The 23094-nt window shown below is 65.6% G+C and carries 18 protein-coding genes; 9 read left to right on the top strand and 9 right to left on the bottom strand.

The features are described from left to right. Positions 1–128: 128 nt before the first annotated feature. Together AC2FLM_RS09585 and dnaE are read left to right on the top strand one after the other, a co-directional pair. Positions 129–506, top strand: coding sequence for a hypothetical protein (locus tag AC2FLM_RS09585; RefSeq protein WP_496857498.1), 378 nt, complete (start codon positions 129–131; stop codon positions 504–506). Further along, the gene (gene dnaE, locus AC2FLM_RS09580; RefSeq protein ID WP_496857496.1) at positions 503–4003 is read left to right on the top strand and encodes a DNA polymerase III subunit alpha; all 3501 of its coding nucleotides are present in this window, start codon (positions 503–505) and stop codon (positions 4001–4003) included. Before AC2FLM_RS09585 ends, dnaE begins: the two co-directional genes overlap by 4 nt. Before the next feature lie 6 nt (positions 4004–4009). On the opposite strand, the gene AC2FLM_RS09575 is transcribed toward dnaE, so the two are convergent. Together AC2FLM_RS09575 and AC2FLM_RS09570 are read right to left on the bottom strand one after the other, a co-directional pair. Further along, the gene (locus AC2FLM_RS09575) at positions 4010–4906 is read right to left on the bottom strand and encodes a CobW family GTP-binding protein (RefSeq protein ID WP_496857494.1); all 897 of its coding nucleotides are present in this window, start codon (positions 4904–4906) and stop codon (positions 4010–4012) included. Next, positions 4906–6549 carry an amidohydrolase gene (locus tag AC2FLM_RS09570; protein WP_496857492.1) on the bottom strand — a complete coding sequence of 548 codons (1644 nt, stop codon included), beginning with the start codon at positions 6547–6549 and terminating at the stop codon, positions 4906–4908. The genes AC2FLM_RS09575 and AC2FLM_RS09570 overlap by 1 nt, the downstream gene beginning before the upstream one ends. A 98-nt stretch (positions 6550–6647) precedes the next feature. On the opposite strand from AC2FLM_RS09570, the gene AC2FLM_RS09565 reads away from it, so the two are divergent. The 6 genes from AC2FLM_RS09565 to AC2FLM_RS09540 all read left to right on the top strand — a co-directional run bounded on the left by AC2FLM_RS09565 (position 6648) and on the right by AC2FLM_RS09540 (position 13192). Then, positions 6648–7610 carry a LysR family transcriptional regulator gene (locus AC2FLM_RS09565; protein ID WP_496857490.1) on the top strand — a complete coding sequence of 321 codons (963 nt, stop codon included), beginning with the start codon at positions 6648–6650 and terminating at the stop codon, positions 7608–7610. Between the two features lie 90 nt (positions 7611–7700). Next, positions 7701–9275 carry an ABC transporter substrate-binding protein gene (locus tag AC2FLM_RS09560; RefSeq protein ID WP_234142887.1) on the top strand — a complete coding sequence of 525 codons (1575 nt, stop codon included), beginning with the start codon at positions 7701–7703 and terminating at the stop codon, positions 9273–9275. 67 nt (positions 9276–9342) lie between these two features. Further along, positions 9343–10320 carry an ABC transporter permease gene (locus AC2FLM_RS09555; protein WP_496857487.1) on the top strand — a complete coding sequence of 326 codons (978 nt, stop codon included), beginning with the start codon at positions 9343–9345 and terminating at the stop codon, positions 10318–10320. Beyond that, the gene (locus tag AC2FLM_RS09550) at positions 10317–11204 is read left to right on the top strand and encodes an ABC transporter permease (RefSeq protein ID WP_234171711.1); all 888 of its coding nucleotides are present in this window, start codon (positions 10317–10319) and stop codon (positions 11202–11204) included. Before AC2FLM_RS09555 ends, AC2FLM_RS09550 begins: the two co-directional genes overlap by 4 nt. Beyond that, on the top strand, positions 11204–12193 hold the full coding sequence (locus tag AC2FLM_RS09545) for an ABC transporter ATP-binding protein (protein WP_234137511.1): 990 nt from the start codon (positions 11204–11206) through the stop codon (positions 12191–12193). The genes AC2FLM_RS09550 and AC2FLM_RS09545 overlap by 1 nt, the downstream gene beginning before the upstream one ends. Then, on the top strand, positions 12194–13192 hold the full coding sequence (locus tag AC2FLM_RS09540) for an ABC transporter ATP-binding protein (protein WP_496857484.1): 999 nt from the start codon (positions 12194–12196) through the stop codon (positions 13190–13192). It begins immediately after the preceding gene. 84 nt (positions 13193–13276) lie between these two features. Here the strand turns inward: AC2FLM_RS09540 and hisG are convergent, their stop codons facing one another. The 4 genes from hisG to AC2FLM_RS09520 form a co-directional block, all read right to left on the bottom strand. Further along, complete coding sequence (hisG, locus tag AC2FLM_RS09535; protein ID WP_234142891.1) at positions 13277–13969, bottom strand: ATP phosphoribosyltransferase; 693 nt, start codon at positions 13967–13969, stop codon at positions 13277–13279. Further along, positions 13966–15054, bottom strand: coding sequence for an ATP phosphoribosyltransferase regulatory subunit (locus AC2FLM_RS09530; protein WP_496857482.1), 1089 nt, complete (start codon positions 15052–15054; stop codon positions 13966–13968). The genes hisG and AC2FLM_RS09530 overlap by 4 nt, the downstream gene beginning before the upstream one ends. Further along, positions 15051–16544, bottom strand: coding sequence for a histidine--tRNA ligase (gene hisS / locus AC2FLM_RS09525; protein ID WP_496857480.1), 1494 nt, complete (start codon positions 16542–16544; stop codon positions 15051–15053). Before hisS ends, AC2FLM_RS09530 begins: the two co-directional genes overlap by 4 nt. 89 nt (positions 16545–16633) lie before the next feature. Continuing rightward, positions 16634–17437, bottom strand: a complete 804-nt coding sequence (locus AC2FLM_RS09520; RefSeq protein WP_496857478.1) for a crotonase/enoyl-CoA hydratase family protein — start codon at positions 17435–17437, stop codon at positions 16634–16636. Positions 17438–17540: 103 nt separating this feature from the next. On the opposite strand from AC2FLM_RS09520, the gene AC2FLM_RS09515 reads away from it, so the two are divergent. After that, a complete protein-coding gene (locus AC2FLM_RS09515; RefSeq protein WP_234137513.1) occupies positions 17541–17735 on the top strand; it encodes a SlyX family protein in 195 nt (64 codons plus the stop codon). 15 nt (positions 17736–17750) lie between these two features. Here AC2FLM_RS09515 and AC2FLM_RS09510 read toward each other — a convergent pair whose 3' ends face one another. From AC2FLM_RS09510 to AC2FLM_RS09500, 3 genes are read right to left on the bottom strand one after another with little or no spacing between them, the layout of a single operon-like run. Then, a complete protein-coding gene (locus AC2FLM_RS09510; protein ID WP_496857476.1) occupies positions 17751–21056 on the bottom strand; it encodes an error-prone DNA polymerase in 3306 nt (1101 codons plus the stop codon). Further along, entirely contained in the window at positions 21053–22531 is a 1479-nt protein-coding gene (locus tag AC2FLM_RS09505) for a Y-family DNA polymerase (protein WP_496857474.1), read from the bottom strand. The genes AC2FLM_RS09510 and AC2FLM_RS09505 overlap by 4 nt, the downstream gene beginning before the upstream one ends. Next, positions 22446–23021 (bottom strand): hypothetical protein, encoded by a 576-nt coding sequence (locus tag AC2FLM_RS09500; RefSeq protein ID WP_234165787.1) that lies wholly within the window; start codon positions 23019–23021, stop codon positions 22446–22448. The genes AC2FLM_RS09505 and AC2FLM_RS09500 overlap by 86 nt, the downstream gene beginning before the upstream one ends. Positions 23022–23094: the final 73 nt, after the last annotated feature.

The following is a 23094-nucleotide window of genomic DNA, read 5'->3' as shown; positions in this document are numbered from 1 at the left end:
CCGGAACCGTTGTCTGGCAAGAAAAACTCAATCTGCAATGCAGCAATTTTCGACAACTTGTCGCAAGAGGGGGCCTCGGCGCTAAAATTTACTCATTTGAATCATCTATTTGCCAAGGTGGCTGGAAAATGACTTTGAAAGACCTTCAGGTTTTGACGAATAATCATCTCTGGCTGTTTGGGAGATTGACGGTAGTTTCCGACCTTGCCGCCGTGTCAGAGCAACGTGGAGTGTCGATGCAGGCCGATGAAAATGGCCAATATCCCGAGCGCTATCGTCAGGGGATGCCCCGGCGTTTTAACGCGCCCAGGATCGGTGCGCGAACGACCCCGCGGCCCCCTCGCCAGCGCAAGACGGGGGAACACAGCCAGGGCGACAAGGGTGACAAAGACAACCCAGTCATCGAGCCAAGTCATTCGTTTATCCACTGCAATCGGGCTTTTTGCCAGTTGCAGAGCATCCGCCGTGGCGCCCCTGAACCGGATCGCCTATCGTCGCGCCCATGAGCAGTGATCCCCGATTCATCCATCTTCGTCTTCACACCGAATACTCGCTCCTAGAAGGCGCGGTTCGGCTCAAGAAATTGCCTGCGCTCTGCGAGAAAATGGGCATGCCGGCAGTGGCGGTGACCGATACCAACAACCTGTTTGCGGCGCTGGAGTTTTCGGTCGCAGCCAGCGGGGCGGGTATTCAGCCGATCATCGGATGCCAGATGGATCTGGCCTATGTCGAAACGATGCCCGGCGAAAAGCCGAAGCCACCGGCGCCGCTGGTCCTGCTGGCACAGAGCGAGGCCGGGTATGAGAACCTGATGAAGCTGAACAGCTGCCTCTACGTGGACAAGGGCGGGCAACTGCCGCAGGTCACGCTGGAGGAACTGGAGGCGCTGGGCGCCGGGCTCATCTGTCTCAGCGGCGGGCCGGACGGTCCGGTCGGGCGCCTGTTGCAACAGGGCCAGCGCCCGGCGGCCGAGGTGCTGGTGGACCGGCTGGCGGCGATCTTTCCGGACCGGCTTTATATCGAGTTGCAGCGCCATCCGGGCGAGGATGGGGCTCCGCAAGCCGAACGGTTGACGGAACGCGGCCATGTGGAAATGGCCTATGCCAAGGGCCTGCCGCTGGTAGCTACCAATGACGTCTACTTCCCCGAGGCCGGTATGTACGAGGCGCATGATGCGCTGATCTGCATCGCCGACGGCGCCTATGTGGACCAGGCCGAGGGCCGCCGCCGCCTGACCGCGCAGCATTATCTGAAATCGCCGCAAGAGATGGCGACGCTTTTTGCCGACCTGCCCGAGGCGATCGAGAACACCGTCGAGATCGCGCGGCGCTGCGCCTTCATGGCCTATCGGCGCGACCCGATCCTGCCAAAATTCGCCGATGACGAGGTTGTGGAACTGCGGCGCCAGGCCAATGAGGGCCTGCAGGCGCGACTGGCCGTGATCCCGCATGCGGTCAGCCCCGAGGAATATCAGAAACGGCTTGATTTCGAGTTGGATATCATCGAGGGGATGGGGTTCCCCGGTTACTTCCTGATCGTTGCCGACTTCATCAAATGGGCCAAGGATCATGACATTCCGGTGGGGCCGGGACGGGGCTCGGGCGCGGGCTCGCTGGTCGCCTATGCGCTGACCATCACCGACCTTGATCCGCTGCGCTATTCGCTGCTGTTTGAACGCTTTCTCAACCCTGAACGGGTGTCGATGCCCGACTTCGATATCGACTTCTGCATGGACCGGCGCGAAGAGGTGATCCGCTACGTGCAGGAGAAATACGGCCGCGACAAGGTGGGGCAGATCATCACCTTTGGTGCGCTGCTGTCCAAGGCTGCGGTGCGCGACATCGGGCGGGTGTTGCAGATGCCTTATGGCCAGGTGGACCGCCTGTCCAAGATGATCCCGGTCGAAGGTGTGAAACCCGTCAGTATCGAAAAGGCGCTGAAAGACGAGCCGCGCTTGCGTGAAGAGGCCCGCAACGAAGAGGTCGTCGACCGGCTGCTGACCTATGGCCAGCAGGTCGAGGGGCTGCTCAGAAACGCCTCGACCCATGCCGCCGGTGTGGTGATCGGCGACCGGCCGCTGGACGCGCTGGTGCCGCTCTATCAGGATCCGCGTTCCGACATGCCGGCGACCCAGTTCAACATGAAATGGGTGGAACAGGCGGGGCTGGTCAAGTTCGACTTTCTCGGCCTGAAAACCCTGACCGTGATCCAGAATGCGATGGATCTGATCTTCAAGTCGGGGCGCCCGCTGCATGTGGCCGCCGACGGGCGGCAGCTTTACGAGCCCGCCGAGGGGGCCGAAAACCAGATCAACGCCATCCCGCTGGAGGATGAACCGACATACAAGCTCTATTCCGCGGCCAAGACGGTGGCGGTGTTCCAGGTGGAAAGCTCGGGCATGATGGATGCGCTCAAGCGCATGAAGCCCACCTGTATCGAGGATATCGTGGCCCTCGTGGCGCTTTATCGTCCGGGTCCGATGGAGAATATCCCGGTCTATTGCGAGGTGAAGAACGGGCTGCGCGAGATCACTTCGGTGCATCCGCTGATCGATCACATCCTTGAGGAAACGCAGGGTATCATCGTCTATCAGGAACAGGTGATGCAGATCGCGCAGGTCATGGCGGGCTACAGCCTGGGCGGCGCCGACCTGCTGCGCCGCGCCATGGGCAAGAAGATCAAGGAGGCGATGGACGCCGAGCGGCCCAAGTTCGAAAAGGGCGCGGCAGAGAACGGCGTCGATGCCAAGAAGGCCTCCGAGGTGTTCGACCTCCTGGAGAAATTCGCCAACTACGGTTTCAACAAGTCGCACGCGGCGGCCTATGCGGTGGTCAGCTATCAGACAGCCTGGCTCAAGGCCAACCACCCGGTGGAGTTCATGGCGGGTGTCATGAACTGCGATATCCACCTGACCGACAAGCTGGCGGTCTATTTCGAAGAGGTCCGCAAGGGGCTGGGCCTGCCCTATGTGCCGCCCTGCGTGAACCGGTCTCAGGCCACGTTCGACGTGGTGAACGGAGAGTTGGTCTATGCGCTGGGCGCGCTCAAGAACGTGGGCGTCGAGGCGATGCGCCTGGTGGTCGAGGGGCGCGGCAGCAAACCCTTCGTCAATCTCTTCGACGTGGCCCGTCGGGTCGACCTGAAGAAGGTCGGCAAGCGCCCGCTCGAGATGATGGCGCGCGCTGGGGCCTTTGACCAGCTCGACCCCAACCGCCGCCGCGTCTTTGACAGTATCGAGTCGCTGATGGCCTATTCCGGCGCGATCTTCGAACAGAAAAGCTCCAACCAGGTCTCGCTCTTTGGTGAGGCAGGTGACGACCTGCCCGAACCGCGTCTGGCGCAGGCCCCCGACTGGCTGCCCGCCGAGCGCCTTTCCGAAGAGTTCAAGGCCATCGGCTTCTACCTCTCGGGCCACCCGCTCGACGACTACATGCTCTCGCTGAAACGCAAGGGCGTGCTGACGCTGGACGAGGTCACCGAACAGGCGCGCTCGGGCCCGGTGCTGGCCAAGATGGCCGGCGTCGTCGCCGGGCGGCAGGAACGCAAATCCGCCCGTGGCAACCGCTTTGCCTTTGCCCAGATGTCCGACCCGACCGGCGCCTTCGAGGTGACGCTGTTCTCGGACGTGCTGGAGAAAAGCCGCGAGTTTCTCGAAACCGGGTCCCATGTGGTGCTGACCGCCGAGGCGACGATGGAGGCCGATCAGCTCAAGCTGTTGGCGCGCTCGGTCGGCCCCGCCGATGCGGTGGTGGCCGAGGCCGGGGCCACCGGCCTGCGGGTGTTCATGGACAGCGCCGGCGCGGTCGAGACGGTGGCCCATATCCTGGCCGAGGCGGCGCAGGCCGCCCGCAATGCGGCGCGCGGACCGGTCCAGCTCTGCCTGATGGATCCGGGTCTGCCGGGAGAGGTCGAGATGGATCTGGGACAGGAGTTTCCCTTGAATCCACAGATCAAGGGCGCACTCAAATCGCTCGACGGGGTGGTGGACGTCGAAGAGATGTGAGCCGTCTCAGGCGGTGACCCCGGCCAGTTCGGCCAGGCCGTCACGGTCCAGCCGATCGCGAAAACCGATGCAGACAAGGCCCGCTTCATGCGGGCCTTGTGCTGCGGTGACCTCCCACCGGCGGCCCACGGTCTGGATCAGCCACAACGCCCCGTCGACATCGCGCAGATAACCCTTGGCGCGGATCACCCCATGGGGTCCGGTGGCCAGGTCGCGGGCCAGCTCCTCGACTGGCTGGCCACTTTCCGGGGTCAATACCACACTGTCGAACAGCCGGTCGGAATGGTCGGCGGGCTGGCCCGCGCCAGGGGCGGGCAGCACGCCCAGCAGCGCGCCGGGGGCCACCCGGCCGCGTTCGGCCGGGATGGCAATCGCGCCCGGGGCGGCCTCGGCCAGCCAGGCCATCAACTCGGTCTGAGCCGCAGGCGCCAGCAGGTCTGTCTTGTTCACCACCACGATCTCGGCATCCGAAAGCTGCCGGGTGATGGTGTCGCCGACATAATCGTCCTGTGCGCGCTGGCGCACGGTCTCGCCGTCCACCACCACCACGATCCCGTCGGATCGGATACCTTCGGCCAGCAGCATGGTCGACACGATGGCGCCGGGGATCGCAACGCCCGAGCTCTCTACCAGGATATGGTCGGGACGCGGTTCCATCGCGGCCAGATCGCCAAGTGCACCGATCAGGTCACTGCCGAAGGAACAGCAGATGCAGCCCCCCGCGATCGAGATCATGCCGTCCTCTTCGGCCTCGATCAGGTCGGCGTCGATGGGCAGGTCGCCGAATTCGTTGACCAGCACCGCCAGTCGCCGCCCGGCCGCATGGCGCAACAGGTGATTGACCAGCGTCGTCTTGCCCGCGCCCAGATAGCCGCCGATGACGGTGACCGGAAGCGGCGCCATCAGAGCGCCGCGGCTGGAAAGACGCGCCCGCCCTGCACCGTGCCCCAGACCCCGATATCCTTGAGCGCCATCGGGTCGGTCTGGGTCGGGTCGCTGTCGAGCACCGCGAAATCGGCCCGCTTGCCCACCTCGATCGAGCCGACCTCGCCATCCATATGCAGGGTATAGGCCGCGCCCAGGGTGATCGCATAAAGCGCCTCGGAAACGCTGATCCGCTCCTCTTCGCCCTGCACCCGGCCCGAGGCGGTGATCCGGTTGACTGCCGCCCAGGCGGTAAAGAGCGGCCCCAGCGGGGTGACCGGCGCGTCCGAGTGGATGGCCATGGGCACGCCGGTATCCAGCGCGGTGCGGCAGGCATTCATCCGGCAGGCGCGTTCCGGTCCCACCGTCAGCCGGTAATGCTCGTCCCCCCAATAGAAATGGTGGTTGGCGAACAGGTTCACATTCATGCCCAGGCTGCGCATCTTGCGGAACTGCGCCGCGTCGGCCATCTGGCAATGTTGCAGGGTAAAGCGGTGGTCGGGGCTGGGATGCGCCTTGAGCGCGGGTTCCAGCATGTCCAGCGCCATCTGGGTGGCCTGATCGCCATTGGTATGGGTATGCACCTGCACCCCGGCGGCCAGCGCCCTGTGATAAAGCTCGGACATCTGCTCGGGCGCGGTGTACCACAGCCCGTTGGGCGCGCCGTTGTAATAGCCGGGCCAGCGCAGCCGGGCGGAAAACCCCTGGATCGAGCCATCGGCCACGGCCTTGATCCGCCCCAGCCGCAACCGCTCGGTCGAGCGCGGCTTGAGCGAAACGCAATAGTCCACGATTTCCTCGGCGCTCATCCCAAAGAACACGCGCAGCGGCACGATACAGGCGGGATAGTCGTCCTCGGCGGTGACCCTGAGCATCATGTCGACGCTGTCATCGGTCAGGCGGGCGGCCAGGTCGGTGCAGGTGGTCACCCCCGCCCGCACGCAGAGCTTGCCATAGTCGCGCAGGCCCCGTTCGTCACAATCGGTAAGCGCCCGGTCGAACCCCACATGAGGCCCCACCGGTGTCATCGCGTCGGGGCCGTAGAGCGGGCCAAGGGGCACCCCGTCCTCGCCTAGCGGGATGCCGGGATGGTTCACGCCGGGTTTCATCAGCCCTGCCAGTTCCAGCGCGCGGGTGTTGACGTTCATGATATGGCCCGAGGCGTGCAGTATGCCGATGGGCCGGGTGGTCGAAACCTGGTCGAGCTCTTGCCGGGTGACCCGGCGGTTCTCCATATAGATCGGGTCCAGCGCCCAGGCCGCCAGAGGCGCTTCGGGGTCGGTCATCTGGGCCTCTGCCTCGCGCAGCCGGTCCACCACCGCGTCGATGGATTTCAATCCGGACCAGACCCGGCCATCAGGGTCCATGCGGTCGAACCAGCCGACATAGACATTGCGCCAGAGTGTGCCCTCCATCGTGTGGGCATGCCCCTCGACAAAGCCGGGCATCAGCACCTTGCCGGCAAAGCGGTCGTCCAGACGATAGTCGCCCCAACTGGCCAGCTCCTCGAGCGTGCCGATGCCCAGGATACGTCCGTCGCGCACTGCCACATGGCTCACCTCGGGGCGAGAGGGGGCCATGGTGATGATTTTGCGGGCGGCATAGATGATCGTCTCGGCCATGGGGCCCTCCCTGTCTGACGCTCTGAGCTTAGGGTGCTTTCTTTCGTTGAAAAAATGGAATTAACTGGGAGCTAAGATCGGATTTTTAGGGGAAGCCCATGTTGAACTTTACCCTGAAACAGTTGCGCTATGTCGAGGCGGCGGACCGGTCCGGCTCTATCGCCAAGGCCGCCGACGAGCTGAACATCTCGCAAAGTTCGATCACCGCGGCCATCGACGCGCTGGAAAGTGGGCTGGGCTTCGACCTGTTCGTGCGCACCCCGGCGCGCGGCATCCGCGCCACCGCCTCGGGGCGCGACGCGCTGGGCCTGATCCGCCGGTTCATCCACCAGTCGCACCAGTTCGAAGAGGAACTGAGCTCGCTGGGCGGGCTCACGCGCGGCACGGTCCGCATCGCCTGTTATGCCACCGCCGCGCCCTCGTTCCTGCCGCCGGTCCTGCGCGCCATCACCGAGGGGTTTCCCGATCTCTCGATCCAGCTGCTCGAAGGGAACATGGCCCGGATCATGGAATTCCTTGATGAGGGCGAGGCCGATGTCGCCTTTACCTATTCCCAGGTACTGAGCGACCGCTGCCGTTTCGAGCCGCTGTTCGAGGCGCCGCCCTACGCGATGGTCTCGGTCGATGATCCGCTGGCGGGCCAGTCCAGCACGACCTTTGCCGAACTAGCGACCCGGCCGATGGTGATGCTAGACCTGCCGCATACGCGCGATTATTTCGTCGGCATGTTCGAGGCGCTGGGCCTGTCGCCCAACATCGCCCATTCCACCCGTTCGTCCGAGATTGTGCGCGCGCTGGTGGCGGGAGGCTTCGGGTTCTCGCTGCTCAACATCCGGCCGGTCGACTATCGCGAAAGCGAGTCGCGCTATCGCATCGTGCCGATCAGCGATGCACCGCTCAGTCCGATTTTTGGCATCGCGACCATGGACGGCGCACAACAAACCCGGATGGTACGCGCCTTCGTGCAAAGCTGTACCGAGTTGAGGGATCGCGGAGTGTTCGAGGATCTCGTGGTGCGCTGCCCAGGCCAGCCAACCCCGCCATTCCCCAGAAAAATGTGAGAATGAGGCATAATTAATCCTGTTTTTTGGTCCGAATGGGTCGGCTACGGTCGATTCCATAACAAAAGACCCAACCAGGAGGACTACCCCGTGAAGCATCTGTTCAAGGGCCTGATTGCCGCGACTGCCGTCGCGTCTGTTCTGGTCGGAACCACCGCATCCGCCGAGGAGCCACGTCAGGGCGGCACGCTCAAGACCCAGCTTGGCAGCAACCTGCGCACCCTCAATTCGGCGGTGCAATCGGGGATCGTCACCGGTTTCCCCGGCGCGCAGCTCTTTGCCTCGCCGCTGCGCTATGACGACAGCTGGACGCCGCAGCCCTATCTGGCCGAAAGCTGGGAGGTTTCGGCCGACGGTCTCAAGGTCACGCTCAATCTGGTCAAGAACGCGGTGTTTCACGACGGCCATCCGATCACCTCGTCCGATATCGCCTTTTCGGTCAAGGTGATCCAGGAGGCGCATCCGTTCAAATCCATGTTCGCACCGGTCACCTCGGTCGACACGCCGGACGACCATACGGCGGTGCTGAACCTGTCCCATCCGCATCCGGGCCTGATGCTGGCCATGTCGGGCCAGCTGATGTCGATCATCCCCGAGCACATCTATGGCGACGGGCAGGACTTCAAGACCCATCCCCGCAATATCGAGGACGTGGTGGGATCGGGCCCCTTCAAGTTGGCCGAATACAAGAACGGCGAACATGTCATCCTTGAGCGGTTCGACGACTTCTTCATCGAGGGGCGCCCGTATCTGGACAAGATCGTGATGCGGATCATCACCGACAGTTCCGCCCGCGCCATCGCCTATGAGAATGGCGAACTGGATTTCGGTGCCTTTGAAAGCGAGCCGCTGATCATCAACCGGCTGAAGAAGGTCGATCACCTGACCGTCACGCCCACCGGCTATGGTGCCATCGGCGCGCTGGACTGGCTGGCGATCAACACCACCAAGGGTCCGCTGGCCGACAAGCGGGTGCGCCAGGCCATCGCCTATGCGATCGACAAGAACTTCATCCAGAACGCGCTGATGCAGGGAACGGTGCAGGATTCCAATACCGGTATCCACCCCGACAGCCCGTTCTACAACGCCGACGTCAACACCTATGCGCTGGATCTGGACAAGGCCAACGCCCTGCTGGACGAGGCGGGCTTCCCGATGAAGGGGGACGAGCGGTTCGCGGTCACCATCGACTATGGCTGGCCCTCGGCCAAGCCGCACGTGGAATATGTGCGCGCCGCATTGAAAAAGGTGGGCATCAATGTCGAGGTCCGCGCCAGCGCCGATTTCCCGACCTGGGCCAAGCGCATGGGCACGATGGATTTCGATCTCAGCTGGGACGCCGTGTTCAACTGGGGTGACCCGTCGATCGGGGTGCACCGCACCTATCTCAGCTCGAACATCGCCAAGGGCGTCTGGTCCAACACCCAAGGCTATTCCAACGCCCGTGTGGACGAGCTGCTGGACATGGCCGGCAAGGAGAACGACCCCGAGAAGCGCAAGGCGCTTTATGCCGAGTTCCAGAGCATCGTGAATGACGAGGTGCCGATCTACTTCATCCAGACGCTGCCTTATCACACGGTCTATTCCAACAAGGTGATGAACGCGCCGGTGAACGGCATCTGGTCCACCTCGTCGCCGCTCGATCAGGTCTGGCTGAAAGAGTAACGCGACCGCGACACCGACCCCGGCGGCACTGGTCCGCCGGGGCAATTCCGAACGGCGGGGTCCTCTGGTGAACTTTCTGCGCGTCACCCTGATACGTATCCTTTACGCGGCGATCCTGCTGATCGCGGTTCTGGTGCTGAACTTTTCGCTGATGCACGCGGCGCCGGGGGATGTGGCCGATACCATCGCCCAGGCGGCAGGCGGCATCGACGCCGAGGCGCTGGAGCAGATCCGGCGCGAATACGGGCTGGATCAACCGTTCCTGGTGCAGCTTGGCCGCTATATCGGCAATGTGCTGCAATTCGATCTGGGCTATTCCTATTTCTACAGCGACAAGGTCACCAACCTGATCCTCAGCCGCCTGCCGGCGACGCTGCTTCTGGTGATTTCGGCGCAGCTGCTGGCGCTGGTGGTGGGGGTGGTGCTGGGCGTGTTCTCGGCCCGCAAACCCAATGGCATCCTCAGCCATTTCGTGACCTTCCTGGCGCTGTTCGGCTATTCGGCACCGGTGTTCTGGACCGGGTTGCTGATGCTGGTGATGTTCTCGCTGATGCTGCCGATGTTCCCGGTGGCCGGCATGCGCGATGTCACCATCGAAGGCGGCTTTTTCGTACAGGCGCTGGACATTGCCCATCACCTGGTCTTGCCGATGCTGACCTTGGCCTCGATCTTTCTGGCGCTCTATTCGCGCCTGTCGCGTGCCGCGATGATGGAGGTGCTGGGCTCGGACTATGTGCGCACCGCCAAGGCCAAGGGGCTGAGCCCGCGGCAGGTGGTCTATAAACACGCGCTGAAAAACGCGCTGTCGCCGGTGATCACGCTGGCGGGGCTGCAACTTTCGGCCGTCGTGTCGGGTGCCGTTCTGGTGGAAACCGTGTTTTCCTGGCCGGGGTTGGGCACGCTGGCCTTTCAGTCGATCCTGGCTCGCGACACGCCGCTGATCCTGGGCATCCTGTTCTTTTCGGCGCTGGTGGTGATCGTGGGCAACCTGCTGACCGATCTGGCCCTGCGCCTGGTCGATCCGCGCGTGGGGGGCAAGAGATGAGCGAACCCGTGACCCTGCCCGAAGAGGCCCCGGAACAGGCCCGCCATCCCTTTACCGAGGCCTGGGAGATGTTCCGCCGCAACCACGCCGCGCTTGTGGCGCTGGTGCTGCTGGTGCTGATCTGCGTGCTGGCCCTGATCGGTCCGGCGCTGTATGGCCGCGATCCCTATGACATGGTCTGGGCCCCCTTCACCCGGCCCGGCGAGAACTGGGATTTCATCCTGGGCACCGATTACCTGGGCCGGGACCTGCTGGCGATGATCATCAGCGGCGCGCGGGTGTCGATCATCATTGGCCTGTCCGCCGCCTTTGTCTCGATCTTCATCGGCGTCACGGTGGGGGCGCTGGCCGGGTTCTATCGCGGCTGGGTCGAAGAGGCGCTGATGCGCTTTACCGAGTTCTTTCAGGTGCTGCCGACGCTGCTGTTCTCGATGGTGATCGTGGCGCTGTTCGGGGCCTCGCTGCCGATGATCACCTTTGCCATCGGCGTGGTCAGCTGGACCGCCGTGGCGCGCATCACCCGGGCCGAGTTCCTGCGCATCCGCGAGCTGGAATATGTCACCGCCAGCCGCGCCTCGGGCGCGAAGAACGCCAAGCTGATGTTCCGGGTGATCCTGCCCAACGCGCTGCCGCCGATCATCGTGCAATCGGCGCTGATGGTGGGGTCCGCCATCCTGTTCGAGGCGGGGCTGTCCTTCCTTGGCCTGACCGATCCTAACGTGGTCAGCTGGGGCCAGATCATCGGTTCGAACCGGACCTATTTCCTGGATGCCAGCTTTACCGTGACCATTCCGGGCGTGGCGATCTTTGTCACCGTTCTGTGCATCTCGCTGGTGGGCGACGGGCTCAACGATGCGCTCAACCCGAAATTGAGGGCGCGCTGATGACCGAAGCACTGCTCAAGGTCGAAAACCTGCGGATCGAGCTGACCACCCGCGCGGGCGTGGCGCCGGTGATCGACAACCTGTCCTTTGAGTTGGGGCATGGCGAGAATATCAGCTTTGTCGGCGAAAGCGGCTGCGGCAAGTCGATGACAGCGCTGGCGATCATGGGGCTCTTGCCCGAGGGGGTGGGCCGCGTCGCCTCGGGCCGCATCCTGTTCGAGGGCGAGGACCTGACCGCGGCCAGTGACAGCCGGTTGCGTGACATTCGCGGCAACGAGATCTCGATGATCTTTCAGGAGCCGATGACCTCACTCAACCCGGTCTATACGGTGGGCGAGCAGATCGCCGAGGTGCTGCGCGCCCATCAGGGCCTGTCGGCCCGCGCCGCCCGTGACATGGCAGCCGACCTGCTGGACGCCGTGCGCATCCCCAACGCGCGGGCGCGGGCAGGCGATTACCCGTTCCAGATGTCGGGCGGACAGCGCCAGCGGGTGATGATCGCCATGGCGCTGGCCTGCCGTCCCAAGATCCTGATCGCGGATGAGCCGACCACCGCGCTGGATGTGACCGTGCAGGCGCAGATCTTCGACCTGCTGCGCGATCTGCGGCGCGATACCGGCACTTCGATCATCCTGATCACTCATGACATGGGGGCAGTGGCGGAAATGGCCGAACGGATGATCGTCATGTATGCCGGGCGCAATGCCGAGATCGGGCCGGTGGATCAGATTATCGAGCATCCGCGCCACCCCTATACCAAGGGGCTGATTTCCTGTGTGCCCCATATCATGGCGACCCTGACCGAGGACCGTCCCGACCTGACCGAGGTGCCCGGCATCGTGCCCGGCCTGCGTGAATTCGGGCAGGATCGCTGCCTCTTTGCCTCGCGCTGCGCCTATCGGACCGAGCAATGCCTGCGCCAGCGCCCCCCGGCAATGGCGTTTGACAACGGACAGCTGGCCGATTGCTGGCATGCGGAGACGCTGTAGATGACCGACCGGCCCCTTCTTGACGCCGAAAACCTGACCGTTCGTTTTGCGGTGCGCCGTGGCGGCACCTTTGGCCGCAAACAGTTCCTGGACGCGGTCGACGGCGTCAGCTTTGCACTGGCGCGGGGCGAGACGCTGGCCATCGTCGGCGAAAGCGGCTCGGGCAAGACCACCACCGCGCTGGCGGTGGCGCGGCTGGTGGCGGCGCATTCGGGCCGTGTCGAGCTGGACGGGGCCGATATCCTGGGGCTTGAGGGCGAGGCCCTGCGCAAGGTCCGCCGAAAGGTGCAGTTCATCTTTCAGGACCCTTACTCCAGCCTCAACCCGCGCCAGCGGGCCGAGGATGTGGTGCGCGAACCACTGCTAAGCCTCACCGACATGCCGCGCGATGAACAGCAAAAGGTGATAGACGAACTGTTCGTTCAGGTCGGTTTGCGGCCCGAGCAGAAACGGCTGTTCCCGCATCAGTTTTCGGGTGGACAGCGGCAACGCATCGGCATCGCCCGGGCGCTGGCGACCCGGCCCGAGCTGATCATCTGCGACGAGCCGGTTTCGGCGCTGGACGTGGCGGTTCAGGCGCAGATTCTCAATCTGCTCCGGCGGTTGCAAAAGGAATTCGGGCTGACCTATCTCTTCATCAGCCACGATCTGGGCGTGGTCCAGCACATGTGCGATTCCATCGCAGTGATGTATATGGGCCGGATCGTCGAACATGGTCCCCGGCTGAGCCTGTTCAACAACCCGCTGCATCCCTATACGGCGGCGCTGCTCTCTGCGGTGCCCTCAGTCGACAAGGCGCGGCGGGCGGCGACGCGGCGCATCCTGATCCCGGGCGACCCGCCCGACCCTGTGAACCTGCCGCCCGGGTGCCGGTTCGCCAATCGCTGCCCGGTGGCGCAACCGCAATGTCGCGAGGCCGAGCCAGCGTTGCGCACGGTCGCGGGCGGTCAGCGCGTCGCCTGCCATCTTGTGGGTGACGACGGGACCGCGCCGCTCTGAAACGCACCTTCATTCCGCCGAAAATACTCCGGGGGAGGTGACAAAATTCTACGAATTTTGCACCGGGGGCAGCGCCCCCTTTCCCTATCCCGCCAACCGGTCCAGCAGCTGTTCCAGAACCTGCTTGTCTCCGCTTTCGACCGGCGCGGTGCGGCTGCGCCAGAGCGTCGCCTGGCTGCGCAGGATCAGCCCGTCGCTGAGGATCTTCAGGTGGTTTGCCCGCAGGGTCTCGCCGGTCGAGGTGATGTCGGCGATCGCTTCGGCGGTCTCGTTCTTGACCGTACCTTCGGTCGCGCCCTGGCTGTCGACCAGAGTGTAATCGGCCACGCCCGCAGCGGTCAGAAACTCGCGCACCAGCCGGTGATACTTGGTGGCGATGCGCAGCCGATGCCCATGCCGTGCACGGAACCCCGCCGCCGCCGCGTCGAGATCATCCAGCGTATCCACATCCGCCCAGCAGGCGGGTACCGCGATGATCAGGTCGGCCTGGCCAAAGCCAAGCTGGGCCACCTCTTCCAATTGCTGATCCCAGAGCGGCAGTTTCTCATGCACCAGATCGGTGCCGGTAACACCCAGATGAATACGTCCCGCTGCCAGCTCGCGCGGGATTTCTCCGGCTGAAAGCAGCACCAGCGACACGCCCTCGATCCCATCGACGCGGCCCGCATATTCGCGGTCCGACCCGGTGCGGCTGAGCGTGATGCCGCGCTTGTCGAACCAGGCAAAGGTCTTTTCCATCAGCCGCCCCTTGGACGGCACCCCAAGCTTCAGGCTCATGTCCGGGCCTCCGTCAGCAAGAGCATCAGGCCGGGGCGCAGCACGCCCCCCACTGCCGGAATTTCGGCCCCGTTACCCAGCCGCCGGGTCAGCGCGTCATAGCGCCCGCCGGTGGCGATAGGCGGCAGGTCGGGTCGCCGCTCGGCATAGAAACCAAAGACGAAACCGTCATAGTATTCCATCGAGGTGCGCCCATAGGAGGCTTCGAAATCGAGCCGGTCCACATCGACCCCGCGCGCCCGCAGCGCGGCGATGCGCGCCTCCAGCCGGTCGAGCGCGGGGGTGATCTGCGGCAGGTCCACCGCGATATCGCGCAGGTGTTCCAGCGCAAAGGGCATGGTCTCGCGCACCGACAACAGCGCATCCAGCCCGGCCATTTCATTGTCCGAAATGGGTGCGGCGGCGGCATCTGCGCGCAGGACCGCGATCCGCGCCTCGACATCGGCGCGGTCACGCTTGCCGATCTCTGGCGCGCCCCCGGCCAGCGGGTCAGCGGCGGCCAGCAGTGCCGCGCGCGCGGCCGGCACCGGTGTCCGGCCTGCATAGCGGTCGAGCAGCGCCCGAAACCGGCGCGGGCGCCAGATATGACGCATCAGCGCCGCCTTGCGCGGCTCTGTCGTTTTCAGCCCGGCCACGGCGGCCATCAGGATACCGATATCGCCGGTGGCCGCGCGCAATGCCAGACCGTCGAGCGCCTGGGCGATCAGGGCAAAGACCTCGGCATCGGCGGCGGCGGGGTTGGTGCGGTCGAACACCTCGTACCCCACCTGGATGTATTCATTGGCGCGGTCCGGGTCGTGTTCCTGCCGCCGGAACACCTCGCCCGCATAGGTATAGCGGGCGGGTTCGGCGCCGTGCTCCATGTGTTTCTGCACCACCGGCACGGTGAAGTCGGGGCGCAGCATCTGCTCGCCCCGCAGCGCATCCGAGGTGATATAGGCGCGGGCACGGATATCCTCGCCATAAAGGTCAAGCAGGGTTTCGGCCGGTTGCAGGATCGGCGTTTCCACCGCCTGCGCGCCTGCCGCCTCGAACCGCGCGCGCAGCTGCGCGGCCTGCTCCAGAATACGGGCGCGGGTGATCATCCCGCCTGCTCCGCCAGAATCTCGCGCACCTTGGCCACCAGATCGGAGCGGGCGACCTCGTATTGGCTGGGGCGCTCCTTCCATTCTTCCAGCGTGGCATTGGCCGCGATCTGCGCGCCCAGGATCAGGTCCTTGATCTGCACCACGCCATTGGCCTTTTCATCGCCGCCTTCGATCACCGCAACCGGCGAGTTGCGCTTGTCGGCATATTTGAGCTGGTTGCCGAAATTCTTGGGGTTGCCGAGGTAAACCTCGGCCCGGATACCGGCGTTTCGCAGCTCGGCCACCATCGCCTGGTAATCCGCCATGCGGTCGCGATCCATCACCGTCACCACGACGGGGCCATGCTCCACGGCCTGAATGCGGCCCTTCTCACGCAAGGCCGCCAGCAGGCGGTCAACGCCGATGGAAACACCCGTTGCCGGGACTTCCTGACCGGTGAACCGCTTGACCAGATCGTCATAGCGACCACCGCCCGACACCGAGCCGAATTGCCGCTTGCGGCCTTTTTCGTCAAAGATTTCAAAGGTCAGCTCGGCCTCGTAAACCGGCCCGGTGTAATAGCCGAGGCCGCGCACGACCGAAGGGTCGATGACGATACGGTCAGAGCCGTAGCCACCTGCGGCCAGCAATTCGCCGATCTGTTCCAGTTCGTTTAGACCGCTTTGTCCCACAGAGGACTGGCCAATCAACTGGGAAAGCAGGCCGAAAGTCTGGGTCGCGTCATCGCCTCGAGATTGAAGAAACTGACCGATTATCTGAGCCTGCTCCATACTCAATCCAACACCATCAATGTAGGCGCCAGAGGCATCGAGTTTTCCTGCGGTCAACAGTTGCCAAACCCCGTCAATGCCAACCTTGTCGAATTTGTCGACAGTTCGCAAAACCGCCTGCTTAGTAGATTCATCGTCTTCTGTGAGGCCTATGGTCTCCAACACACCATCGAGAACCTTGCGGTTGTTCACCCGCACCACATAGTCGCCGCGCGGGATGCCGACCGTCTCCAGCGTATCGCTCAGCATGGCGCAGATTTCCGCATCGGCGGCCATGGAGGCGCTGCCCACCGTATCCGCATCGCATTGATAGAACTGGCGATATCGGCCCGGGCCGGGTTTCTCGTTGCGCCAGACCGGCCCCATCGCATAGCGGCGATAGGGCGTCGGCAGGTCGTTGCGGTGCTGGGCATAGACGCGCGCCAGCGGTGCGGTCAGGTCATAGCGCAGCGCCATCCAGTCGCCCGCGCCGTCATCCTCGGATTCCTGCCAGGCAAAGACGCCCTCGTTGGGGCGATCGACATCGGGCAGGAACTTGCCCAGCGCCTCGACCGTCTCGACCGCGCTCGATTCCAGCGCCTCGAAGCCGTAGCGATGATAGACCCCCGCGATGGTGCGCAGCATTTCGGTGCGCTGGGTCACCTCGGCGCCGAAATAGTCGCGAAAGCCCTTGGGCGTCTCGGCCTTGGGGCGGGGCGTTTTCTTGGGCTTGGCCATGACGGGCGTCCTCGGGCGGTCGTTGTTCCGCGCGCGGTCTAGCCCATGGCCCGCCCCGGGGCAAGGCGCAGCACCGCCGCAGAGCGGGTTCAGATATCGGCGAAATCACCACCGCGCCCCTTGCCCGCGGCAAAGCGGGCGGCCCCGGCGCGGCCTTCGGCGGCAAAGGTGGCGGTCGAGCGCCATTCGCGGCGCAGCGCGGCGGCCAGGTCCGCGGGTTCCATCCGCGCGGACAGGTGATCGGCCAGCATGCAGGCCTGCGGAAACCGGGTCAGGTCACGCGCCAGTTCCTGCGCCATGGCCAGCGCCTCCCCCTCGGGGCAGGTGCGGTTGGCAAAGCCCAGGGCCAGCGCCTCGTCGGCCTCGACCGCGCGCCCGGTCAGGATCAGGTCGCTGGCCCGCCCCTGACCCAGCAGGCGCGGCAGGCGGACGGTGCCGCCGTCGATCAGCGGCACGCCCCAGCGGCGGCAGAACACGCCCGTCACCGCGCCCTGGGCCATGACCCGCAGATCGCACCAGGCGGCCAGTTCCATGCCACCCGCCACCGCCGGTCCCTCGATCGCGGCAATCACCGGTTTCGACAGCATCAGGCGTGAGGGGCCCATCGGGCCGGGGCGCGGGTCGCCCACGGGGTCGTTCCAATCCGGGGGCAGGTCGAGCGCGCCGATCCAGGCATCCGCCGCGCCGGAACCGGCCGATTTCAGGTCGAAGCCTGCGCAAAAGGCACCGCCCGCCCCGGTCAGGATGGCGACGCGCTGGTCGGGATCGGCCTCGAAATCCAGAAACGCCTGATACAGCGCGCGCGCCGTGTCGGGGTCGACTGCGTTGCGCGCCTCTGGCCGGTTGATGGTGATGGTGGTGACGCCCAGGGCGCTGTCGATGATCACGCTCATGTCTGTTCTCCCTGCCACAACTGTCGGACCGCGGCGGCGGGGCTGGCAAGCGTGACGTTGCGCCTGTATGGGAGGGGGCACACCACCGTGAAAGGACCGTGACATGACGCATCTCGAAGAACGGATCGCGCATCTGACCCGCACCGTGGATGAATTGAGCGACGTGGTCGCGCGCCAGCAGGACGAGATCGACCGGCTGACCCGGCGGGTCGCGATGCTGTGGCAGCGCGAGGCCGACCGCGCGCAAGAGGGCAGCGGCGGCGTGATCCTGGGCGACGAGCGCCCGCCGCATTACTGAGCCCGGAAACCTGCCCTAGTGAAAGTCCCGGCTGGGGAACAGGCGCTTGGCCTGCTCCCTGGGATGCATGGCGCGGGGTTGCGGGCGCGGGCGGGGGGCGCTGTCGGTCTGCGGCGTGGTCTGGCCGACCGCGTTGTCCAGCGGGTGGCCCAGATCGGCAAGACGGGGAGAGAGATCCTCGATCCGCTGGGCGATCAGATGCACCACGATCCCCTCGCGTTGCAGGGTGCCGGTCACCCGCAACAGCCGCCCCCCCATCACGATGCGGCGGAACTGTTCATAGATCTTGGGCCAGACCACCACATTGCTGACCCCGGTTTCATCCTCGAGCGTCAGAAAGATCACCCCCGAGGCGGTGCCTGGCCGCTGGCGGGTGATGACAAGGCCGCAGACGCTGACCCGGTGGGCGGTCACGGTGGCCAGCTTGTCATGCGGGGTCAGGCCGGGGATCGCGGGGCGCAGCAGTTCCATCGGGTGGGCGCGCAGGGTCAGGCGCATCGACACGTAATCCTCGACCACCTCCTCGCCCAGATGCATGGCGGGCAGGGCCACCTGCGGCTCGTGGATGATCTCGCCGTCGAGCGGATCGTTGAACAGGGGCAGCGGCGCCTGCCCCCGGATCGCCCGCACCTGCCAGAGCGCGTCGCGCCGGCCAAGGCCCATATCGGCAAAGGCATCCGCCTCGGCCAGCCGTTCCAGCACCGCCGGTGTCACACCGGCGCGCAGCCACAGCGCCTGGGGATCGGGATAGCCATTGCCACGGGCCGCCACGATCCAGCCGGCATCCTCTTCGCGGAACCCCTTGATCTGGCGAAAGCCCAGCCGCAGGGCCAGCGCCCCGTCGGCGCGGCGTTCCAGCCGGTTGTCCCAGTCGCTGGCATTGACGCAGATCGGGCGCACTTCGACCTGATGGTCGCGGGCATCGCGCACGATCTGGGCCGGGGCATAAAACCCCATCGGCTGCGCATTCAGCAGCGCGCAGGCAAAGACCGCCGGGTGGTGGCATTTCAGCCAGGCCGAGACATAGGCCAGCATGGCAAAGGCCGCCGCGTGGCTTTCGGGAAAGCCGTAATCGGCAAATCCCTCGATCTGGCCGAAACAGCGTTCGGCTACCTCCTGACTATAACCCTTGCGCCGCATACCGGCGATGAACTTGTCCCGATGCGCGCCGATCGTGCCCATGCGGCGGAACGAGGCAAGCGAGCGGCGCAGATGGTCGGCCTCTTCCGCCGTATAGCCCGCGCCCACCACGGCGATTTGCAGCGCCTGTTCCTGAAACAGCGGCACGCCAAGGGTGCGCGCGGTCACCGCCGCGAGTTCCGGGCCAAAGGGGTCGGCCTTTTCCAGCCTCTGGCGGCGCCGGATATAGGGTTGCACCATGCCCCCCTGGATCGGGCCGGGGCGGACGATGGCGACCTCGATCACCAGGTCGTAAAAGGTGCGCGGCCGCATCCGGGGCAGGAAATTCATCTGCGCCCGGCTTTCCACCTGAAACACGCCCACCGCATCGGCGGCACAGAGCATGTCATAGGTGGCCGCGTCCTCTTGCGGCACGGTGTCGATGGTCAGGTGCCGCTGCTCGTGCTGGCGCATCAGGTCAAAGGCCTTGCGGATACAGGTCAGCATGCCCAGGCCCAGCACATCGACCTTGAGGATGCCCAGCGTGTCGATATCGTCCTTGTCCCATTCGATGAGGGTGCGGTCCTCCATCGCGGCATTCTCGATGGGGGCGAGTTCGTCCAGCCGCCCGCGGGTGATGACAAAGCCGCCCACATGCTGTGACAGATGGCGGGGAAAGCCGATGATCTCGCCGATCAGGCGGATGGTCAGCGCCAGCCGCCGGTCCTCGGGGTCAAGGCCCAGCTCGCGTATCCGCGCAGGATCGGCGCCGCCGTTGGACTGGCCCCAGATCTGGCCCGAGAGGCTGGCGGTCACGTCCTGGCTGAGGCCCATGACCTTGCCCACCTCGCGAATGGCCGCGCGCGAGCGGAAATGGATCACCGTGGCGCACAGGCCGGCGCGGTGGCGGCCGTATCTCTGGTAAATCCACTGGATCACCTCTTCGCGCCGTTCATGTTCGAAATCGACGTCGATATCCGGCGGCTCGCCCCGGTATTTCGAAATGAAGCGCTCGAACACCATGGCGATCTGGTCGGGCGAGACATCGGTGATGCCCAGCAAATAGCACAGGATCGAGTTGGCCGCCGAGCCGCGCCCCTGGCACAGGATTCCCTGCGAGCGGGCGAATTGCACAATGTCGTGCACCGTCAGGAAATAGGCGGGAAAGCCCAGTTCGGCGACCAGCTTGAGCTCCTTGGCCACCAGTTCATGCACGCGCTGCGGCGCGCCGCCGGGATAGCGGCGCACGATCCCCTCGGCGGTCAGCCGCTCCAGCCGGGCCTGCGGGGTTTCGCCCTCGGCGACCTCGTCGGGATATTCATAACTCAGCTCGCTCAGGCAGAAACTGCACCTGGCGGCGATGTCCAGCGTGCGGCGCAGGGCGGCGGGGTGGTCGCGGAACAGCCGGGCCATGTCGGCATAGCCCTTGAGGCGGCGTTCGGCATTGGGCAGGGCGCGGGTGCCGATCCGGTCGATGGTGATATGCTCGCGCATGCAGGTCAGCACATCGGCCAGCTGGCGGCGACTGGCGCGATGCATCAGCACATCGCCCACCGCCACCATCGGGGCCGAGCTGCGCAGGGCCAGTCGGGCGCAGGCGGCCAGCCAGGCCTGATCGGACCCGTCATAGCGCGGTGCCGCGCCCAGAAACACATGGCCGGGAAAGCGGCGCTGTACCTGCTGAAGATGGGGCAGAGCGCCGTCGAGCCGCCTCTGCGGCAGTGCGATCAGGATCATGCCGGTGCAGCCCGCCAGCAGGTCGGCCAGATCGAGATGGCAATCGCCCTTTTCCGCCCGTCGCTTGCCCAGGGTCAGCAGCCGGGTCAGCCGCTGATAGGCGGCGCGGTCGCGGGGCAGGGCGATCCAGTGCAGCGGGCTGTCGCGCAGCACCAGGCGGCAGCCGGTGATCAGCCGGGGCAGGTGCGGCGCCTCGGGCCGGGCGATCGGCTGCGGATGCCCGACCTCCTGGCGCGAGCAGGAATCGGTTCGATGCTGCGAGCGGATGCGGATGGCCTCGTCCGCCTCGCGCCGCAACTCCTTTAGCGCGGCATAGGCCCGCACCACCCCGGCCAGAGAGTTGCGGTCGGTGATGGCGATGGCATGCAGGCCCAGCTCGGCGGCGCGGGTGACCATTTCCTCGGGATGCGAGGCGCCGGTGAGGAAGGTGAAATTGGTGGTGACGCAAAGCTCGGCATAGGTCATGCGAATTCCCCCTGTACGAACCAGCCCGGGTTCTGCGGTGTATGGAACAGCCACAGCCGCCGCCCCTGCCGGGTCTCGACATGCCAGTAATCGCGGACCCCGCTGCGCCAGTTCTCGTCGGGCAGCCACCATTCGGGGGCGATCCGTTCCGGTCCGGTGACGCGCGCCGTGCTCAGCGACATGCGCCGCCAGCGGAACCGCTCGGGCGGGCGCGGGCCGGTGGCGGCGAGGGGTTCGGGCGGGAACAGCAGGATCGGGCGCGGGCGGGGCGATGCCCAGCTCCCCTCTGGTTCCGACCAGGCCGCGGCGGCGATGGTAAAGCCGCGTTCGGGGATATGGCTGTCGACGGGCAGAAACCGCTGGATGTTCTCCAGCCCGATCCGGGTGCCGATCCGGCTGATCAGGTCATCCAGCCGGTCGGCCCGGCCCGAGGAGACATGGCTGAGCTGGCGCACCGGCAGCGGCTCGACCCGGGTTGCCTCCAGCCGCATCTGGTCGATGCCATAGCCCGCGTCGACCTCGCGCACGCCGCGTTCGAACAGCGGCAGGATACGGGCGGCATCGCGCAGCGGGCGGGCCAGGCGCAGTTCGACCGTCTGCGCCTCCTGATCGACCCGGCGCAGGGTCAGGCACAGGCTGCGCGCGCCCGCCTCTTGCGTCTTGAGCCGGGCGCAGAGCTGGTCCAGCAGGCGCCCGGTGCCCGCCATCACGTCATCGAACAGGCCGATCGGGTCGGGCAGGGTCAGGCGAACCCCGTAATGGGGCGGCTCGGCCAGGGGCGAGATCTGTTCGGGTTGGCGCCCCATCGCCTGATCCAGCCGCAGCAGCGGTTCGGGGCCGAACCGGCGGGTCAGCGGCGCGCGGGCGGTGCGCTCGAGCTCGCCGATCCTGCGCAGGCCCAGGCGGGTCAGGCCGGTGACGGTGTCCTCGCCCAGGCGCAGGGCGGCGACGGGCAGATGGTCCAGCGCCGCCAGCGGTTGGCCGGGTTCGGCGCAGCCCTCGCCGTGATGGGCCAGCGCCCAGGCCGCGCCACGCGTGTCGGCCAGCCCGATTCGGGCGGCCAGCCCCGCGCGCGCAAGGCGCTGGCGCATGTCGGAGAGCAGCATCGCCTCGCCCCCGAACAGATGCGCCGCCCCGGTGATGTCCAGCACCAGCCCGTCGCGCCCCTCAAGCCCGACCCAGGGGCAATAGCGCGTGGCCCAGCGGCGCAGCATCCGCAGGAAGCGCGCATCGCCCGCCGGATCCGCGGGCCGGGTTTGCAGATCGGGGCAAAAGGCGCGGGCATCCGCATAGGCCATGCCGCGATGCAGCCCGGCCCGCTCCGCCCCGGTATCGAGGCAATAGAGCCGGTCCGCATTGGCCTGTTTCAATGTCAGGGCAAAGGGGCCGTCAACCGGGCGCGCCCGCAGGGCCCGGTCGCTGGCCAACCGGGGAAACCAGATCGAGACGACGCGACGCCCTATTCCATCGAACATGCCAGGCCCCCAATGTTCCTGATTTGTTCTTAATAATTTCCCACCGCATCAGAGTCGAGTCCGATGGGTCGAAAACCGGGGCGCAATGCCAGCGGGTTTCGGCCGCGTTGCTGCCCATGCCCTCGGGGATCAGGCACAATCCGGTCGTCTTGCCATCCTTGGCCGCCAGTTGCAGGCGCCGCCCGGCGGTCAGGCTCAGCGGCGCCGTCAGCTCGATCACCACAAGGGGCAGGGCGCCGTCGCGCAGGCTTTCCTCGGCCACGGCCAGGGTGTCGGTCTGGTCCCTGGTCTGGGCCAGCAGCAGCCGTGCGGGATCGAAATAATCGGCCAGTCCCAGGGGGTTGATCAGTTCGGGCCGCCAGCTCTCGCGCAGCCACAGAAGGCCGCTCACCTGGGCGGCGGTGACGGCGGCCATGGCCACGGCCAGGGGGCCGCAGGCTTCGTGCACCCGACCGGGGCGCAGGGGAAAGGAGGCGTTCAGGGACGGCATGGATCAAAAATAACCACAGGCGGTGCCGGGTTCAAATAGTCTCGGTCCGGCGCCGGGGCCGAAAATGGCAAAA

The organism is Ruegeria sp. SAZD011 (genome assembly GCF_059612545.1).
This window is presented reverse-complemented; position numbering and strand designations above follow the sequence as displayed.

Excerpts from the sequence above, each read along its gene's own strand:
- hisS (WP_496857480.1), bottom strand. The coding sequence starts at position 16,544 with ATGGCCAAGCCCAAGAAAACGCCCCGCCCCAAGGCCGAGACGCCCAAG.
- AC2FLM_RS09565 (WP_496857490.1), top strand. The coding sequence starts at position 6,648 with ATGTTGAACTTTACCCTGAAACAGTTGCGCTATGTCGAGGCGGCGGAC.
- AC2FLM_RS09575 (WP_496857494.1), bottom strand. The coding sequence starts at position 4,906 with ATGGCGCCGCTTCCGGTCACCGTCATCGGCGGCTATCTGGGCGCGGGC.
- AC2FLM_RS09540 (WP_496857484.1), top strand. The coding sequence starts at position 12,194 with ATGACCGACCGGCCCCTTCTTGACGCCGAAAACCTGACCGTTCGTTTT.
- AC2FLM_RS09500 (WP_234165787.1), bottom strand. The coding sequence starts at position 23,021 with ATGCCGTCCCTGAACGCCTCCTTTCCCCTGCGCCCCGGTCGGGTGCAC.
- dnaE (WP_496857496.1), top strand. The coding sequence starts at position 503 with ATGAGCAGTGATCCCCGATTCATCCATCTTCGTCTTCACACCGAATAC.
- AC2FLM_RS09530 (WP_496857482.1), bottom strand. The coding sequence starts at position 15,054 with ATGATCACCCGCGCCCGTATTCTGGAGCAGGCCGCGCAGCTGCGCGCG.
- hisG (WP_234142891.1), bottom strand. The coding sequence starts at position 13,969 with ATGAGCCTGAAGCTTGGGGTGCCGTCCAAGGGGCGGCTGATGGAAAAG.
- AC2FLM_RS09510 (WP_496857476.1), bottom strand. The coding sequence starts at position 21,056 with ATGACCTATGCCGAGCTTTGCGTCACCACCAATTTCACCTTCCTCACC.
- AC2FLM_RS09545 (WP_234137511.1), top strand. The coding sequence starts at position 11,204 with ATGACCGAAGCACTGCTCAAGGTCGAAAACCTGCGGATCGAGCTGACC.
- AC2FLM_RS09585 (WP_496857498.1), top strand. The coding sequence starts at position 129 with ATGACTTTGAAAGACCTTCAGGTTTTGACGAATAATCATCTCTGGCTG.
- AC2FLM_RS09520 (WP_496857478.1), bottom strand. The coding sequence starts at position 17,437 with ATGAGCGTGATCATCGACAGCGCCCTGGGCGTCACCACCATCACCATC.
- AC2FLM_RS09515 (WP_234137513.1), top strand. The coding sequence starts at position 17,541 with ATGACGCATCTCGAAGAACGGATCGCGCATCTGACCCGCACCGTGGAT.
- AC2FLM_RS09550 (WP_234171711.1), top strand. The coding sequence starts at position 10,317 with ATGAGCGAACCCGTGACCCTGCCCGAAGAGGCCCCGGAACAGGCCCGC.
- AC2FLM_RS09505 (WP_496857474.1), bottom strand. The coding sequence starts at position 22,531 with ATGTTCGATGGAATAGGGCGTCGCGTCGTCTCGATCTGGTTTCCCCGG.
- AC2FLM_RS09570 (WP_496857492.1), bottom strand. The coding sequence starts at position 6,549 with ATGGCCGAGACGATCATCTATGCCGCCCGCAAAATCATCACCATGGCC.